At 62.8% G+C, this 16,815-nt stretch carries 18 protein-coding genes; 11 read left to right on the top strand and 7 right to left on the bottom strand.

Annotation, left to right across the window (positions count from 1 at the left end; translation table 11 throughout):
- Positions 1-61 precede the first annotated feature (61 nt).
- The 3 genes from AC1ECK_RS25450 to hisC all read left to right on the top strand — a co-directional run bounded on the left by AC1ECK_RS25450 (position 62) and on the right by hisC (position 2,707).
- Complete coding sequence (locus AC1ECK_RS25450) at positions 62-682, top strand: 50S ribosomal protein L25/general stress protein Ctc (RefSeq protein ID WP_480324024.1); 621 nt, start codon at positions 62-64, stop codon at positions 680-682.
- A 132-nt stretch (positions 683-814) separates the two neighbouring features.
- Positions 815-1,417, top strand: a complete 603-nt coding sequence (pth, locus tag AC1ECK_RS25445) for an aminoacyl-tRNA hydrolase (protein ID WP_480324022.1) — start codon at positions 815-817, stop codon at positions 1,415-1,417.
- A gap of 210 nt (positions 1,418-1,627) precedes the next feature.
- On the top strand, positions 1,628-2,707 hold the full coding sequence (hisC, locus tag AC1ECK_RS25440) for a histidinol-phosphate transaminase (protein ID WP_480324020.1): 1,080 nt from the start codon (positions 1,628-1,630) through the stop codon (positions 2,705-2,707).
- Between the two features lie 59 nt (positions 2,708-2,766).
- Here hisC and AC1ECK_RS25435 read toward each other — a convergent pair whose 3' ends face one another.
- From AC1ECK_RS25435 to rsmD, 3 genes are all read right to left on the bottom strand, one after another.
- Positions 2,767-3,021 carry a YfhL family 4Fe-4S dicluster ferredoxin gene (locus AC1ECK_RS25435; RefSeq protein ID WP_480324018.1) on the bottom strand — a complete coding sequence of 85 codons (255 nt, stop codon included), beginning with the start codon at positions 3,019-3,021 and terminating at the stop codon, positions 2,767-2,769.
- Positions 3,022-3,086: 65 nt separating this feature from the next.
- Positions 3,087-3,599 (bottom strand): pantetheine-phosphate adenylyltransferase, encoded by a 513-nt coding sequence (coaD, locus tag AC1ECK_RS25430; protein WP_480324016.1) that lies wholly within the window; start codon positions 3,597-3,599, stop codon positions 3,087-3,089.
- A gap of 114 nt (positions 3,600-3,713) precedes the next feature.
- Positions 3,714-4,328: a 16S rRNA (guanine(966)-N(2))-methyltransferase RsmD gene (rsmD, locus tag AC1ECK_RS25425; RefSeq protein ID WP_480324014.1), complete on the bottom strand. Its 615-nt coding sequence runs from the start codon at positions 4,326-4,328 to the stop codon at positions 3,714-3,716.
- Positions 4,329-4,695: 367 nt separating this feature from the next.
- Here rsmD and ftsY point away from each other — a divergent pair, with 367 nt between their 5' ends.
- Positions 4,696-5,895 (top strand): signal recognition particle-docking protein FtsY, encoded by a 1,200-nt coding sequence (gene ftsY / locus AC1ECK_RS25420; RefSeq protein WP_480324012.1) that lies wholly within the window; start codon positions 4,696-4,698, stop codon positions 5,893-5,895.
- A 31-nt stretch (positions 5,896-5,926) separates the two neighbouring features.
- Here the strand turns inward: ftsY and maiA are convergent, their stop codons facing one another.
- Positions 5,927-6,571: a maleylacetoacetate isomerase gene (gene maiA / locus AC1ECK_RS25415; protein WP_480324010.1), complete on the bottom strand. Its 645-nt coding sequence runs from the start codon at positions 6,569-6,571 to the stop codon at positions 5,927-5,929.
- 28 nt (positions 6,572-6,599) lie between these two features.
- Positions 6,600-7,298, bottom strand: a complete 699-nt coding sequence (locus AC1ECK_RS25410; protein ID WP_480324008.1) for a fumarylacetoacetate hydrolase family protein — start codon at positions 7,296-7,298, stop codon at positions 6,600-6,602.
- A 238-nt stretch (positions 7,299-7,536) separates the two neighbouring features.
- Here AC1ECK_RS25410 and ybiB point away from each other — a divergent pair, with 238 nt between their 5' ends.
- Positions 7,537-8,511, top strand: a complete 975-nt coding sequence (gene ybiB, locus AC1ECK_RS25405; RefSeq protein WP_480324006.1) for a DNA-binding protein YbiB — start codon at positions 7,537-7,539, stop codon at positions 8,509-8,511.
- Positions 8,512-9,029: 518 nt separating this feature from the next.
- On the top strand, positions 9,030-10,718 hold the full coding sequence (gene leuA / locus AC1ECK_RS25400; protein ID WP_480324004.1) for a 2-isopropylmalate synthase: 1,689 nt from the start codon (positions 9,030-9,032) through the stop codon (positions 10,716-10,718).
- Positions 10,719-10,916: 198 nt separating this feature from the next.
- On the opposite strand, the gene AC1ECK_RS25395 is transcribed toward leuA, so the two are convergent.
- Entirely contained in the window at positions 10,917-11,300 is a 384-nt protein-coding gene (locus AC1ECK_RS25395) for a nuclear transport factor 2 family protein (protein WP_480324002.1), read from the bottom strand.
- Between the two features lie 44 nt (positions 11,301-11,344).
- Positions 11,345-11,920: an acyloxyacyl hydrolase gene (locus AC1ECK_RS25390; RefSeq protein WP_480324000.1), complete on the bottom strand. Its 576-nt coding sequence runs from the start codon at positions 11,918-11,920 to the stop codon at positions 11,345-11,347.
- Between the two features lie 362 nt (positions 11,921-12,282).
- On the opposite strand from AC1ECK_RS25390, the gene rpoH reads away from it, so the two are divergent.
- From rpoH to cydX, 5 genes are all read left to right on the top strand, one after another.
- Complete coding sequence (gene rpoH / locus AC1ECK_RS25385) at positions 12,283-13,218, top strand: RNA polymerase sigma factor RpoH (protein WP_480323998.1); 936 nt, start codon at positions 12,283-12,285, stop codon at positions 13,216-13,218.
- 289 nt (positions 13,219-13,507) lie between these two features.
- Positions 13,508-13,768, top strand: coding sequence for a cytochrome oxidase putative small subunit CydP (gene cydP, locus AC1ECK_RS25380; RefSeq protein WP_480323996.1), 261 nt, complete (start codon positions 13,508-13,510; stop codon positions 13,766-13,768).
- Positions 13,758-15,353, top strand: coding sequence for a cytochrome ubiquinol oxidase subunit I (locus AC1ECK_RS25375; RefSeq protein WP_480323994.1), 1,596 nt, complete (start codon positions 13,758-13,760; stop codon positions 15,351-15,353). The genes cydP and AC1ECK_RS25375 overlap by 11 nt, the downstream gene beginning before the upstream one ends.
- Positions 15,354-15,396: 43 nt before the next feature.
- Positions 15,397-16,533: a cytochrome d ubiquinol oxidase subunit II gene (cydB, locus tag AC1ECK_RS25370; RefSeq protein WP_480323992.1), complete on the top strand. Its 1,137-nt coding sequence runs from the start codon at positions 15,397-15,399 to the stop codon at positions 16,531-16,533.
- 57 nt (positions 16,534-16,590) lie between these two features.
- Positions 16,591-16,713 (top strand): cytochrome bd-I oxidase subunit CydX, encoded by a 123-nt coding sequence (cydX, locus tag AC1ECK_RS25365; RefSeq protein WP_480324144.1) that lies wholly within the window; start codon positions 16,591-16,593, stop codon positions 16,711-16,713.
- Positions 16,714-16,815 lie beyond the last annotated feature (102 nt).

The raw sequence follows: 16,815 nt of genomic DNA, 5'->3' as shown, positions 1-16,815 counted from the left end.
AAATTGGCGTGAAGGCCCCGTTTTTACTGCCTGGTCGCGGGCAGTGCATTGGAGATTCAACATGAAAGTAGTCGCTTTCGAGCGTTCCCTGCAAGGTACGGGTGCGAGCCGCCGCCTGCGTATTTCCGGCAAGACGCCGGCAATCGTTTATGGCGCTGGTGCTGAACCACAAATGATCGAACTCGATCACAACGCGTTGTGGCACGCCCTGAAGAAAGAAGTTTTCCACTCGTCGATTCTCGATCTGGAAGTCGGCGGTAAGTCGCAACAGGTTCTGCTGCGCGACGTGCAATACCATCCGTTCCGTCAGCTCGTGCTGCACGTGGACTTCCAGCGCGTCGATGCATCGAAGAAGCTGCACACCAAGGTGCCGCTGCACTTCATGAACCAGGAATCGAACCCGGCAGTCAAGCTGTCGAGCGCGGTGATCTCGCACGTTCTGAACGAAATCGAAATCGAGTGCCTGCCGTCCGCACTGCCGGAATTCCTCGAAGTCGACCTCGCGAAGATCGAAGCCGGTCAAACGATGCACGCCAAGGACATCGTCCTGCCGGCTGGCGTCGCGCTGGTTGCACACGTTGAAGCTGAAAACCCGGTGGTTGCATCCGCGACGATCCCGGCTGGTGCAGTCGCTGAAGGCGACGCTGCTGCTGCAGGCGAAGGCGAAACGCCGGCTGCGTAAGCTGCATACAGCGAGCAATCCTCTCGATCCGTTTCAATGGAACGGACGATGTGACCCGCCGGGGAGAACCTCGGCGGGTTTTTTTTCGGTTTTTTCCAGGTCGCGTGGCATGCCGCCGGCCCTTATCCAATCATGATCAAACTGATCGTGGGGCTCGGCAATCCGGGCGCCGAATACACTGCGACGCGTCACAACGCCGGTTTCTGGCTGGTCGATCAACTGGCGCGCGAAGCCGGCACGACCCTGCGTGACGAGCGGCGCTTTCACGGCTTCTATGCGAAAGGCCGCCTGCACGGCGAAGAGGTGCATCTGCTCGAGCCGCAAACGTACATGAACCGCTCGGGTCAATCGGTCGTCGCGGTGGCGCAATTCTTCAAGATCCTGCCCGACGAAATTCTCGTGGCGCACGACGAACTCGATCTGCCTCCCGGCACCGTCAAGCTCAAGCTCGGCGGCGGCAGCGGCGGCCATAACGGCCTGAAAGACATTTCAGCGCATCTGACCACGCAGCAGTATTGGCGGCTGCGTATCGGTATCGGCCATCCGCGCGATCTGATTCCCGAAGGCGCACGCGCCGGTGCGAAGCCCGACGTCGCCAACTTCGTGCTGAAGCCGCCGCGCCGCGAAGAGCAGGAAGTGATCGACGCGTCGATCGAACGTGCGCTCGTGCAAATGCCGCTGGTGGTGAAAGGCGAACTCGAGCGCGCGGTGATGCAACTGCATCGCAACGTGTAGGTGCGTCTCGCGCGGCCGCCACGGATTTTGCGGCCCTGCCGGGGCTATCGATCAAGATCGAACCGGGATCGACCCGCAGCCATCCATGCAACCATCTTGTATAGGACCGGAGTAGCGCGCTGAAGCGCTAACCTCGATCGACCGCAGTCAAACTGCATGGGATCGGAGTAAGCGCTGAAGCGCTAACTCCGATCGACATAGGAGCCAAGCTTGAGCCGCTATTGGAGTGACATCGTCCATCGTCTGACGCCGTATGTGCCGGGCGAACAGCCCGCGCTTGCTCATCCGGTCAAGTTGAACACCAACGAGAACCCATATCCGCCGTCGCCGCGCGTGCTGGAGGCAATCCGCCAGGAGCTCGGCGAAACTGCGCAGACGCTGCGCCGCTATCCCGATCCGACCGCGCGCAAGCTGCGCGAAACCGTCGCCGCGCATCACGGCCTCCGCGCCGACCAGGTGTTCGCCGGCAACGGTTCCGACGAAGTCCTCGCGCTTGCCTTCCAGGCGCTGCTCAAGCACGACAGGCCGATCCTGTTCCCGGACATCACGTACAGCTTCTATCCGACCTACGCACGGCTCTTCGAAGTCGAATACCGGACCATTCCGGTGGAAGATGCCTTCGCGATTCGCGTCGACGACTACGCCCTGCCCAACGGCGGCGTGCTGTTACCCAATCCGAACGCGCCGACCGGCCACCCTTTGCCGCTAAGCGAGATCGAGCGACTCGTGGCGCGGCATGGCGAGTCGGTCGTGGTGATCGACGAAGCGTATGTGGATTTCGGCGCGCAGTCGGCGCTTGGGCTGATCGACCGCTACCCGAATCTGCTGGTGGTGCAAACGGTCTCGAAGTCGCGCTCGCTGGCGGGCATGCGGGTGGGCTTCGCGTTCGGGCATCCGGATCTGATCGACGCGCTGAACCGCGTGAAGGACAGCTTCAACTCGTATCCGCTCGACCGGCTTGCTCAGGTCGCAGCGATTGCCGCCTATCAGGACGACAAGTGGTTCCGCGACAGTTGCGCGAAAATCATCGCGAGCCGCGAGCGGCTCTCTGCTGGCCTGACTGCCCTTGGCTTCAAGGTTGTGCCCTCGGGAGCGAACTTCGTATTTGCCCGCCACGAGGGCTATGACGCGGCGACGCTCACCGCACGGCTAAAGGATAAGGGGATTTTCGTGCGCCACTTCAAGGCGCCGCGCATCGATCAGCACTTGCGGATCTCGATCGGCACCGACGCGGAATGCAACACCTTGCTGGCAGCGCTGGAGGATGTGTTCCGCGCGTACGTGGGGTAAGGGGACAATGAGGCTGATGGCGAAGCACACACGCCTCGCCACAGCACCCTCAGTCTTCCTCAGGCCTTGGCGGCCTGCAACGCGTGATACTTGGCCAACAGGCCCTCAGGCGTCTCCAGGTGCTGCGGGTCACGCGGAATGCACTCCACCGGACACACCTGGATGCACTGCGGCTCGTCGAAATGACCGACGCATTCGGTGCATTTCTTCGGGTCGATCACGTAGATTTCCGGGCCCATCGAAATTGCGTCGTTCGGGCACTCAGGCTCGCAGACGTCGCAATTGATGCACTCGTCGGTAATCATCAAGGCCATACTTCTCTCACTTCACGCCGGCGCGAGGCCGGCTGTCATTCCGTCAAACCGGTAGTTTACGCCGGTTAGGGCTGCCCCGCCCGACCCTCTTCCTGCCCCAGCAAGGCGACCTTGTCCTTCAGCCACTTTTCGACGGACGGAAACACGAACTTGCTGACGTCGCCGCCCAACTGGGCGATCTCACGCACGATGGTCCCGGAGATGAACTGGTACTGATCCGACGGCGTCATGAACATGGTTTCGACGTCGGGCAGCAGATAGCGGTTCATGCCGGCCATCTGGAACTCGTATTCGAAGTCCGACACGGCGCGCAAGCCGCGCACGATCACCCGCGCGTTGTTGCTTCGGACGAAATCCTTCAATAGCCCCTTGAAACTCATCACCTGCACATTGGGGTAATGACCGAGCACTTCGTGAGCAATATCGAGGCGCTCTTCGAGGGTGAAGAACGGCTTCTTGTTGCGGCTGTCGGCAACGCCTACCACCAGCGTGTCGAAAATGCTCGACGCGCGCCGAACGAGGTCTTCGTGACCGCGCGTCAGCGGGTCGAACGTTCCCGGGTACACGGCGACTACCATGAGACTTCTCCTCTCTTCAGACAAATGGGCACGTCAAGCACGCCCACAGGACGTGTTTGCCGCCAGTCGCGCGCGTAACGGCAAACCGTCCGGGCGCTTGTTTTAGAACGCGCATTATTCCTCATTTTCGCGCTGCAGCAAATGATAGTAGACCGCCCCGGCTTTGCCTTGCCGAACGATGGTCCAGCCCGCCAGCGCGGGCGTCTGTGCGATGTCGAGCGCATCTCCGGCTTCCACATAGAGGAAACCCTCGGCACTGACGAGCGGCGCCGCCAGTTCCAGCGCGCGGCCGAGCAGGTTCGAGTCGAACGGCGGGTCGAGGAACACCACGTCGAACGAGCCGGGCGCAAGGCTTGCGGCGAGGCGCAACGCGTCGGCTTCGGCAATTTCAATCGTATTGGGTGCGAGACGAGCCTGGTTGGCGCGCAGTTGCCCGGCCGCCTTCGCCTGCCGCTCGACCATGAGGACCCGCGCAGCGCCGCGCGAAGCCGCCTCGAAGCCGAGCGCGCCGCTACCGGCAAACAGATCGAGACAGCGCTGGCCGTCGAGACGCTGGCCGAGCCAGTTAAAGAGCGTTTCGCGCACGCGGTCCGGCGTGGGACGCAGACCGTCGAGGTCGAGCACCGGCAGCGGGGTGCGTTTCCAGTCGCCGCCGATAATGCGGATGGCGTGCGGCTTGCCGCGGTGGGACGGAGCGCTTTGCGCACGGGAGGCAGAAGGACGGGGCATGCAGATTCGAGCAGTTGAACAAACAGTTAGGCGGTTCGCCCGCAGGCGCTTGCTTGCGCCGGGGTTGGAAAGCCAACGTTACCACAGGGTGACAGGCATCTCACCCTGGCCGGATGGCTAATGCGGCTTGATCACGGCAAAGCGCCGGGCCGCAGCAAGCTTTCCGCCCAGCAGAAAGTCTCCCGCCCCGAAAGAAGTCCCCTCAGGGGGCCGGGCGCGAAGCGACAGGTTCGAAGGGCACTGACACGCTCGCCTGATAAAATGAGCGGCTTCCAGCGCCTTGCATCCCGCATTGTCACGCTGCCTGCCGCTGCCACCCGGCCCTACCGGCTGCGCGCACCGGCGCTCGCTCTCACCACGCCAGATCATGTTCAGCTTTTTCAAACGATTCACGGGTTCGAAAGAGCCCGACGCAACGCCCGAAGAATCGCAGACGGCGCCGGAATCCGTCGCGCCGCGTGCGCCTGTCGAGGCCTCGCGTAGCGCGGCGCCGCGTGCTGAAGCCGTCCCTGCACGCCCAGCCGCGCCGCAGCCGGTCGTCAACCATGGCGCACAAGCCACGGCCGCACGCAACGAGCCGCTTACGCCGCTGCAGGCGGAGCCTGAAGACGAACCCGCGCTCGAAACGGTCGAGATCGTGCCGCCGCCCGTGCCCGAAGCCGCCGCGAAGAAGTCCTGGCTCACACGCCTGAAAAGCGGCCTGTCGAAGACCAGCTCGAACCTGACGGGCATCTTCATCGGCACAAAGATCGACGAAGACCTGTACGAAGAGCTCGAAACCGCCCTGTTGATGTCCGACGCGGGCGTCGACGCCACCGAGTTTCTGCTCGAAGCGCTGCGTGAAAAAGTGCGCGCCGAGCGCCTGACCGATCCGCAACAGGTCAAGGCTGCGCTGCGTACGCTGTTGATCGACCTGCTCAAGCCGCTCGAAAAATCGCTGATGCTCGGGCGCGCCCAGCCGCTCGTGATGATGATCGCGGGCGTGAACGGCGCGGGCAAGACCACCAGTATCGGCAAGCTCGCCAAGCATCTGCAGAGCTTCGATCAGTCCGTGCTGCTCGCCGCGGGCGACACGTTCCGCGCCGCGGCGCGCGAACAGCTCGCGATCTGGGGCGAACGCAACAACGTGACGGTCGTCTCGCAGGAAAGCGGCGACCCGGCCGCGGTAATCTTCGACGCGGTGGGCGCCGCGCGCGCCCGCAAGATCGACGTGTTGATGGCCGACACGGCTGGCCGTCTGCCGACCCAGTTGCATCTGATGGAAGAGTTGCGCAAGGTCAAGCGCGTGATCGGCAAGGCCATGGACAGCGCCCCGCACGAAGTGCTGCTCGTGATCGACGCGAACACCGGTCAGAACGCCCTCACGCAGGTGAAGTCGTTCGACGACGCGCTCGGCCTCACTGGTCTGATCGTCACCAAGCTCGACGGCACGGCCAAGGGCGGGATTCTCGCGGCGATTGCGCGGCAACGGCCGATCCCGGTGTACTTCATTGGCGTCGGCGAGAAGGTCGAAGATTTGCAGCCGTTCAGCGCGGAAGAGTTTTCCGACGCGCTTCTCGGCAGCTAAACCGCTCAGCCCGCCTCCGTCTCACGCCACCTCACTCCGCGTCCGGCTGCACGCCGGGCGCCGCGCGCGCAAACGCGTCGAGCTGCGACGCGTAATCGTGAATCCGCTGAATGGTCGGAAACCGCGTCACGTCGACCTTGAAGCGCTGCGCGTTGAAGACCTGCGGCACCAGACACGCATCGGCCAGCGTCGGCGTATCGCCGAAACACAGCTTGCCGGTGCGCGGATCGCCCGCGAGATGTTCCTCGAGCGTCGCAAAGCCCGCCTCGATCCAATGCCGGTACCACGCGTCCTTGGTCTCGTCGTCGGCGCCTACCGTGTGCTTCAGATACCTCAGCACGCGCAGGTTGTTCAACGGATGGATCTCGCACGCAATCTGCAGCGCCACCGAACGCACATATGCCCGATCGGCCGGCGCCTTCGGCAAAAGCGGCGGCTGCGGATGCGTTTCTTCCAGATACTCGATGATCGCCAGCGACTGCTGCAACACGTTGTCGCCGTCGACGAAGGTGGGCACCACCGCATCCGGATTCAGCTTGCGATATTCCGGCTTGAGCTGCTCGCCGCCGTCGCGCAGCATGTGAATCGGCGCGTAGTCATACGGCAGATTCTTCAGGTTGAGCGCAATGCGCACGCGATACGACGCCGAGCTACGAAAATAGCTGTAAAGCTTCATTGTTGATGTCTCCTCCCAGCTTCCCCTCTCAGACCACGCGCACGCTGAAATCGCCCAGTCCGTCCACACCGCCCTTCATCGTGTCGCCCTTCACGACCGCGCCGACACCTTCGGGCGTGCCCGTGAAGATCAGATCGCCGGGCTGCAGTTCGAACAGCGTCGACAGGTACGCCACCGTCTCCGCCACCGACCAGATCAGTTGCGAGACGTCCGAGCGCTGCTTTTCTTCGCCGTTGACCGTCAACCAGATCGCGCCCTTGTCGACCTGCCCCACCTTCGACACCGGATGGATCGGACCGAGCGGCGCCGAGTGATCGAAGCCCTTCGCCGTGTCCCAGGGGCGGCCGAGCTTCTTGGCTTCGGCCTGCAGGTCGCGCCGCGTCATGTCGAGACCGAGCGCGTAGCCGTACACGTGTTCGAGCGCCGTCTCGACCGGAATATCCTTGCCGGGCTTGCCGATCGCCGCGACCAGTTCCATTTCGAAGTGGACGTTCTTCGATTGCGCGGGATACGGGAACGAGCCGGTCTCGCCGGGCGCGACATACACGACCGCGTCGGCGGGTTTGCTGAAAAAGAACGGCGGTTCACGGTCCGGGTCGTGACCCATCTCACGGGCGTGCGCCTCGTAATTGCGGCCCACACAGTAGATGCGGCGCACCGCGAATTGATCGCTGGACCCGACGACCGGCACCGCGACCACCGGTGCGGGAGCAAACACGTAACTCATCCCGTTCTCCAATCTTTAGTAAGCGCCGCACGCGGCAATAAAACATCGAGTGTAACGCGGGGGTGTAAAGGACGGGCGCGACCTTGCACAAACCGCGCAGATGCGATACTCACTAGAGGCACCACCGTCGGCGATCGTTGCGGATCGCAATGCCGGCACCGCCGCAGGCAAACCCATTTACCTTTGAAAACCGTGGAGGCACGCGCTCGACGTGCCTCCACCCAGCCCACCGAACCCGATGACCGAATCAGCCGATACCGCCGCCCCCGTGTTCCCCTGCGCCCGCTTGATCAAGGAGATTGGGCGTGGCCCGAACGGCGCCCGCGCGCTGACGCCTGAAGACACCCACGCGCTTTACAGCGCCATGCTGGACGGGCGCGTCGCCGATCTCGAACTAGGCGCAGTGTTACTGGCGTACCGGGTGAAGGGCGAAACCGCCGACGAACTCGCCGCGATGCTGGCCGCCGCCCACGCGTCGTTCGAGCCTGTCCAGATCCCGCATGGCGCCTACCGGCCGGTTTCGATCCCGAGCTACAACGGCGCGCGCAAGCAGCCGAATCTGGTGCCGCTGCTCGCGCTATTGCTGGCGCGCGAAGGCGTGCCGGTGCTGGTGCACGGCGTCACCGAAGATCCCGGCCGCGTGACCAGCGCGGAAATCTTCACCCATCTGCAGATTCCTCATGCACAGAACCATGCGGAAATCGAAGACAGCCTCGCGTCGCGTCGTCTCGCCTTTGCACCGATCGCCGCACTCGCGCCGAAGCTGGCGCGCCTACTTGCGTTGCGCCGGCGCATGGGCGTGCGCAATTCCACCCACACGCTCGTCAAGATCCTGCAGCCGTTCGCCCTGCCGGGCCTGCGGCTCGTGAACTACACGCACCCGCCGTACCGGGAGAGCCTCACGCAGTTGTTCAACACGCATCCGGACGCGGCGGCGGGCGGCGCGCTGCTCGCGCGCGGCACCGAGGGCGAAGCCGTGGCCGATACGCGCCGTCAGGTGCAGATCGACTGGCTGCATGACGGCATCTGCGAAACGCGGGTGGCAGCCGAGCGTTCCTCGGCCGATGCGCCCGAGGTCGAACTGCCCGAAGCGCGCGACGCCGCCACCACAGCCGCGTGGATCGATGCTGTGCTGCGCGGCGAGGCGCCGGTGCCGAGCGCCATCGAGCGGCAAATCGAAGTGATCGTGGAGATCGCCCGAACTCCCGCGTGACGGGCCCCGCGCAGCGCTGCGCGGCCACGCGCCGGGTCGCGTAACAGCGCGTTGTGCAGCGCGGCGGTTGACACGCCGCCGTCCGCTCGCATACATTGGACCCCATGCGTTCCCTTCCGAACACCCTCCGAATTACCTCCGGCCGCCTAGCGCGGCCGCTATCGCTACGTCTAGCGTAAGCCAGGCGTAGCGCCGCGCGTTGGCCGCCTCAGCGGCTCAAGCGCGGTCCTCAAAGCAGTTCCCGCAGTTCCTGTCGTACCCCAACCGTCGTTCCTCCTACAACCTGTTAGTCGTCTGCATTCGTCCGTTTACCGTTCGGACGAATCGCGAGGGTCAAATGCACGCTTCATGGGCATCACTCAAGGTCGCGACCGGCGTCATCATCGCCATGACGCACTTTGTGCGCGCCCGTTCGTTACTCCCGCTAGCGCCCGGCTGGCGGACCGTGCATCTGTGGCAGCCCGCCAGCCGCTCGACGCCACATCCCTTTGCATACGACCCAACGAACGAGGCTCACCATGTTGCGCAACCCTGCTGAAAAATACCGTCCCTTCCCCGCCGTCCGCCTGACCGGCCGAAAATGGCCCAGCCGCACGATCCAGCAAGCCCCGATCTGGATGAGCACCGATCTGCGCGACGGCAACCAGTCGCTGATCGAGCCCATGAGCATTGCGCAGAAGCTCGAGTTCTTCGAGACGCTGGTCGCGATCGGCTTCAAGGAAATCGAAGTCGGCTTTCCGTCGGCCTCGCAGACCGACTTCGATTTCGTGCGCAAGCTGATCGACGAAAACCGCATTCCCGATGACGTGACGATCGAAGTGCTCGTGCAATCGCGCGAAGAGCTGATCGCGCGCACCTTCGAGGCGCTCGAAGGCGTGCCGCGCGCGATCGTCCACCTGTACAACGCGATTGCGCCGTCGTTCCGCAAGATCGTCTTCAACCAGTCAAAAGACGAAGTGAAGGCGCTCGCGGTCGAGGGTACGCGGCTGATCAAGCAGTACGCGCAAGCGCGGCCACAGACGCACTGGACCTATCAGTACTCGCCGGAAACCTTCAGCATGACCGAGCTGCCCTTCGCTCGCGAGGTATGCGACGCCGTGGCCCAGACGTGGCGGCCCACGCGCGATCACAAGATGATCGTCAACCTGCCCGCTACCGTCGAGGCCGCCACGCCAAATGTGTTCGCCGATCAGATCGAGTGGATGGACCGCAATCTCGGCTATCGGGACAGCATCGTGCTGTCGGTGCATCCGCATAACGACCGCGGCACCGCGGTCGCCGCCGCCGAACTCGCCTTGCTGGCGGGGGCGGATCGCATTGAGGGTTGCCTGTTCGGCAATGGCGAGCGCACCGGCAACGTCGACCTCGTCACGCTGGCAATGAACCTCTACACCCAGGGCATCGACCCAGGTCTCGATTTCTCGGATATCGACGCGGTCCGCCGCGTGGTGGAGCGCTGCAACCAGCTTCCAGTGCATCCGCGTCATCCGTATGCCGGCGATCTGGTCTACACGGCGTTCTCCGGCTCGCATCAGGACGCGATCCGCAAGGGCTTCGCGCAGCAGCGGCCGGACGCCGTGTGGGAAGTGCCGTATCTGCCGCTCGATCCGGCCGATGTGGGTCGCAGCTACGACGCCGTGATCCGCGTGAACAGCCAGTCCGGCAAAGGCGGCTCGACCTACCTGCTCGAGCGCGGCATGGGCTTTACGCCGCCGCGCCGCGTGCAGATCGAGTTCAGCCACGCGGTGCAGGCCGCCGCTGACAGCAGCGGCACGGAGATGAGCGGCGAGGCGATCTGCGCCTTGTTTGCCCGTGAATACTTCGAGCGCGTCGGACCGGCGCGGCGCGTCAATGCGTCGACAGTGCGGTGGGTGAATCGTGAGTTCAGCATCGCGGCGCCGAAACCCGCGCGTGACCAGTCTCAGGCGCAGCAGGAAGTGCCGCAAGAAGCGCACGAGCAGCACGCCGAGCGCGTCGCCGCTGTACTGGGGGCTGCTGCCGGGCAACCGGTTGAAGTCACCTCGGTTGAAAGCGCACGTACGTCGGACGGCCGCACTGCGGTGTTCGTGGGCTGCCGGGTTGGGGAACAGGTGGTGCGGTACGGCGTCGGAGTGAGCGAAGAAGGCGCGGCGGCAGTCGTGGACGCCGTCATCAGCGCGGTCAACCGCTGCGCGTGGAAGCACCCGGACCAACGGGTGGCGGCCTGACAGGAACCAGGCGGCGAACGGGATGAAGCAGCAAAAGCAAAAGCAGGAGCAGGAGCAGGAGCAGGCAGCAGGAGCAGGAGCAGGAGCAGGAGCAGGAGCAGGAGCAGGAGCAGGCAGCATAAGCGGGCGCGGCACGATCTGCCGCCCCCGCGCACGGGCCGCTTTACACAGCCGCCCGGCGAACGAGGCTCACCGGCCTCACTCGATCGCGCAACGCGTCGCCTGCCACGCCACCAGCCGCCACTGGCCATCCTCCTGCGCATGAATCGCGGTGTAGGCAATCGGGAACAGCAATGCGCCGTTGTTCGCCTCCATCTCGATCAGCGCGCGGCCGGTCACGACGCAGGTCTCGCGCCCCACCGGCAACACCTCCTGCGACTGGATCTCGATCTGCCGATAGCGCCGACGCCCCGCGGTGATCCCGTCGATGAACTGCTGCTTCGTTTCGCGTTTGCCATTCGTATGGACATAGCTCACGTTGTCGGAGAGCAGCGAATCGAGCAACGGCCCATTACCGTCGACCATCGCGCGAAAGCGGTCGCGCTCCAGTCCACGAATCGCTTCGATCACTTTTGCGGCCATTGCTCAGTCCCTTTAGCTCGACGGGCCGACAGCGGCCACGGTCGTCAGAAGTTATATTGCAAATATAGCTGGCTGAAATTTATACCAGGATTCGGCTCTTTGATACCGCCGTTGGATACATGCTGAAACCGGTAGCCGGCCAGATACTGTTGACGGCTGCCGAACGCCACGCCGACGCCGGCCATTTCGGCGAACTGAAACGTGGTGGCAAGTGTAAAGGTCGAAGATATGCGCGGGTTGGTCAGCAACCGGACACCACCACCGACCTCCACAAACGGACGGATTGCGCCCGAGTCTTTGATGAACCGAATCACCGGGGTCACGCCGAATTCGCCGATGTTTTCATGAACGTTGCCCTCGTCCGTATGCCACCAGGCGGCGTGGGCCTCGCCGATCAGTGCGAAATGCCAGTCACCGATATGCCACCAGGTCAGATCCGGGTCCCAGACGAGGCCTAGATCGGTTTTCTTCACATGATGGTCGCCTACACCGAGCGCGAGTTGCACACCGAATTCGTCGGCGCGGACCGCAGCGCCGGGGCCAAGCAGCATTGCGGCAAGCACGCAACCCAGCGTGACGTGCAGCGCCCGGCGGCGCCAAGCATTGTTTTTCTTGTTCATCGAACACCCGTTTGACCAGGTTGAACGTGGGCGACGCGCCGGCAATGCGCCCCGTTATTGGGGGCCGCAAGAGCAATGAATCATAAGAAGAAAGCCGGAATTCGTCAGATTATTATGCCGAATGGTAGAAAATCGGCGATTCCTCGCAATCAATCGCACATTTATAGCAGATCCTACGCCCATCCCACTGATGCTGCATCTGGCGTATGATGCTATTGAAAAGCAAATTTTGATAGCCAGACGGGAACCAGGATACCCCCACGCGCTCTAAGTATTAGCACTCGGTAATTCAGAGTGCTAACATCCACGCTGGAGTCGAAATCTGACTGAGCTTTTGGGCTCATTCCAAAGGAGTTTTATACGTGAGCAACGCAATGACCCTTCCGAGTACTCTGAGCCAGCCGTCGGCTAAGGCCGCTTCGGCAGGTGCACTGGCGCTCTCGCATTCTTCGCTGCTGCCCGGTCAACTGGGCAATATCGACGCCTACATCCAGGCCGTAAACCGGATTCCGATGCTGACGCCGGCGGAAGAACGCCAGTTCGCCACCGAATTTCGCGAGCATGCCAATCTGGAGTCGGCGCGCCGCCTCGTGCTGTCGCACCTGCGGCTGGTAGTGTCGATCGCGCGCAACTATCTGGGCTATGGCCTGCCCCATGCCGACCTGATACAGGAAGGCAATATCGGCCTGATGAAGGCCGTGAAGCGCTTCGATCCGGAGCAAAACGTGCGTCTGGTGTCGTACGCCATGCACTGGATCAAGGCCGAAATTCACGAGTACATCCTGTGCAACTGGCGCATGGTGAAGGTCGCCACCACCAAGGCGCAGCGCAAGCTGTTCTTCAACCTGCGCAGTCACAAGCAAGGCTTGCAGGCATTCACTCCGGAAGAGATCGACGGTCTCGCCAAGGAGCTGAACGTCAAGCGCGAGGAAGTGTCCGAGATGGAAACGCGTCTGTCCGGCGGCGATATCGCGCTGGAAGGGCAAGTGGAAGACGGCGAGGAATCGTACGCGCCGATCGCCTATCTGGCCGATTCGCATAGCGAACCGACCGCCGTGCTGGCCGCACGCCAGCGCGACAAGCTGCACAGCGACGGCATTGCCAGCGCCCTCGAAGCGCTCGACGCACGCAGCCGCCGGATTATCGAAGCCCGCTGGTTGCAGGTGGAAGATGACGGCTCGGGCGGTTCGACGCTGCACGACCTAGCAGACGAATTCGGCGTCTCGGCCGAGCGCATCCGCCAGATCGAAGCGAGTGCCATGAAAAAAATGCGTAGCGCATTGAACGATTACTCGTAACACACCGGCCCTCAGAGGCCCGTTGCGCCCCTGTCAGGCATCAGCCCTGCCCTCGTAAGACGGCAGGGCTTTTTCATTTCCGCCCCGCAAACCCCACCCCATTTCCTTGACGTATCGCAAGCTTGCTTGTATTAGTTAGATCGACGGCATGCTTACGCGACCCAATGCCACAGTCGCGAACTTCCTCGCTGCCAGCCCCCTATCTTAATATCGTTATGCACTCGCCAAGCCGCCTGCGCGGCTTGAATCCGACCGGATAAACCGGTGTGAAGTCGTCTATCGACCGATCATGACCATAACGTTACACGACAGGAATCCGCCTCGCCCCGCCCTGCGTGCGCGACTCGCCGGCTGGGTACGCGGCCCCACTTTCGGGCGGGATATCGCCATCGTGCTTGCCATCAAATTTGCACTCCTGATGGTGCTCAAGTACGCATTCTTCAATCATCCGGCGGCGCAGGACATGTCCATGCCGCCCGCACTCGTCGCACAGGCACTGCTCTCGGCGCCTGCCTCGCATCCGTCTCAAGGTGATCAACATGCCCGTTAGCGAAGTCGTCGACCTCTCGCGCCTCCAGTTTGCCGTGACGGCGCTTTATCACTTTCTGTTCGTCCCGCTTACGCTCGGCCTGTCCTGGCTGCTCGTCATCATGGAATCCGTCTATGTGATGACCGGCAAGCAGATCTATAAGGACATGACGCAGTTCTGGGGCAAGCTGTTCGGCATCAACTTCGCCATGGGCGTCACGACCGGCCTCACGCTGGAGTTCCAGTTCGGCACCAACTGGTCGTACTACTCGCATTACGTCGGCGATATCTTCGGCGTGCCGCTCGCCGTCGAAGGGCTGATGGCGTTCTTCCTCGAATCGACCTTCGTCGGCCTGTTCTTCTTCGGCTGGAACCGCCTGTCACGGGTGCAACATCTGATCGTCACCTTCCTCGTGGCACTGGGCTCGAACCTGTCAGCGTTGTGGATTCTGGTGGCCAACGGCTGGATGAACAATCCGGTCGGTGCCGAATTCAACTACGAAACCATGCGGATGGAACTGTCGAGTATCTTCGCGGTGCTGTTCAACCCGGTTGCACAGGTGAAGTTCGTGCACACGGTGTCGGCCGGCTATGTGACGGCATCGATGTTCGTACTCGGCATCTCGTCGTGGTATCTGCTCAAGCGCCGCGACACGGAATTCGCGCTGCGCTCGTTTGCGATTGCCGCGGGCTTTGGCCTCGCATCGACGATCTGCGTGATCGTGCTGGGCGACGAATCCGGCTACCGCACCGGTGAAGTTCAGCAGGTCAAGCTCGCCGCGATCGAATCGGAATGGGAAACGGCGCCGGCGCCCGCCCCGTTCACGATCTTCGGCATTCCGAACCAGAAAGAAGAACGCACCGACTACGCGATCCGGATTCCATACGCGCTCGGCATCATCGCGACGCGTTCGCTTGATGAGCCGGTGCTGGGTCTGAAGGATCTGATTGCGCAGAACCAATTGCGCATCAAGGACGGCATGATCGCGTACGGCGCGCTGCAGCAGCTCAAGCAGGGCAATGCCACCGACGACGCCAAGGTGGCCTTCGCACTCCATAAGGACAATCTCGGCTACGCCCTGATGCTCAAGCAGTTCACCGCCAACGTCACCGACGCCACGCCTGACCAGATCGCCCAGGCGGCCAAGAAGACCATTCCGCCCGTGTTGCCGGTGTTCTTCTCGTTCCGCATGATGGTGGGGCTCGGCATCCTGTTCCTTGCGACCTTCGTGCTCGCGTTCTGGTTCTGCGCGCAGCGTTCGCTGCTGCTCGACAAGCGCCGCTGGTTCCTGCGCTGGGCGGTGTGGGCGATACCGTTGCCGTGGATTGCGGCCGAATTCGGCTGGATCGTCGCCGAGCTGGGGCGTCAACCTTGGACCATTGCCGGCATCCTGCCCACGGCGCTGTCCGCCTCGAGCCTGACGGCAACGGACCTGTATCTGAGTATCGGCGGCTTCGTGGTGTTCTACACGGTGCTCTTCGTGATCGAAATTACGTTGATGTTCAAGTACGCGCGGCTCGGCCCGTCGTCACTGCATACAGGGCGGTATCACCACGAATCGCCGCCGGGTCAACCTGCCACGCCGCTGACCACCACGACCGCATGATTCGCCATCGGACTGCGCAAGCTGCATTAAGGGAAAAATCATCATGGATTACGCAACCCTCAAAGTGATCTGGTGGGTCCTGATCGGCGTGCTGCTGATCGGCTTCGCCCTCACCGACGGCTTCGACATGGGCACGGCCATTCTGCTGCCATTCATCGCCAAAACCGATGCGGAGAGGCGCATCGTCGTGAACACCGTCGGCGCGACGTGGGAAGGCAACCAGGTCTGGTTCATCACCGCCGGCGGCGCCATGTTCGCGGCCTGGCCGCTCGTCTACGCGGCCTCGTTCTCAGGCTTCTACTTCGCGATGCTGCTGGTGCTGTTCTCGCTGTTCTTCCGGCCGGTGGGCTTCGACTACCGCAGCAAGCGCGAAGATCCGCGCTGGCGCAGCGCGTGGGACTGGGCGCTGTTTATCGGCGGCTTCGTGCCGGCGCTGGTGATCGGCGTCGCCTTCGGCAACCTGCTGCAAGGCGTGCCGTTCTCGTTCGACACCGATCTGCGCGTCACCTATCACGGCAGTTTCTTCGCACTGCTCAACCCGTTTGCGGTGTTGTGCGGGCTCGTCAGCGTCTCGATGCTGGCCGCGCACGGCGCCGCTTTCGTGAAGATGAAGACGGACGGAGTGATTGCACGGCGCGCGTCGCTGGCGCTGCGCATCGCGTCGCTGAGTTGTGTGGCGCTGTTCGTGATTGCCGGAGTGCTGATCGCCACCATGATCGGCGGCTATCAGATCGTCGACGCGGCGCCGCTCGATTCGGTCGCCAACCCGCTGCTGAAGAGCGTGATCGGCGCGCCTGGCTTGTGGCTCACCAACTACTCCACGTATCCGTGGATGGTCGCCGCGCCGCTGATTGGCCTCGCGGGCGGCGTGCTGGCGTTGCTGATCGCGAACTCGCGCTTCGAGAAAAGCGCATTCATCTGTACGGGGCTGATGATCGTCGGTGTGATCCTGACGGCGGGCTTTTCGATGTTCCCGTTCATCATGCCTTCCTCGCTTGACGGACGCAGCAGCCTCACGGTGTGGGACGCGACCTCGAGCCAGATGACGCTGCAGATCATGCTGGTCGCGGTCATCATCTTCCTGCCGCTCATCCTCATCTATACGAGCTGGGTGTATCGCGTGATGCGCGGCAAGGTAACGGCCGCCGCGCTCGAAGAGAACCAGCACACGATGTATTGAGGCGTCCCGCGCATCGCAGCGCGGCAGTCACTGGAACTGAATTCATAGGAGCACATGATGTGGTATTTCAGCTGGATTCTCGGTGTTGGCGTGGCGCTCGCGTTCGGCATTGTCAACGTGATGTGGCTTGAATCGCGCCGCCCTGCGGAAGCTGCGGTGAAGCGCAGCAAGGCAGAGTAACCCGGTGTGATTACGGCCACATGGGCCGCGTCCGCATCGAACGGTAAACGAAGAACGGCGCCCAAAATGGGCGCCGTTCCTTCTTCTCCAGCTTCACTCACA

It is taken from the genome of Paraburkholderia sp. SSBN10T (genome assembly GCF_056619545.1).
This window is presented reverse-complemented; position numbering and strand designations above follow the sequence as displayed.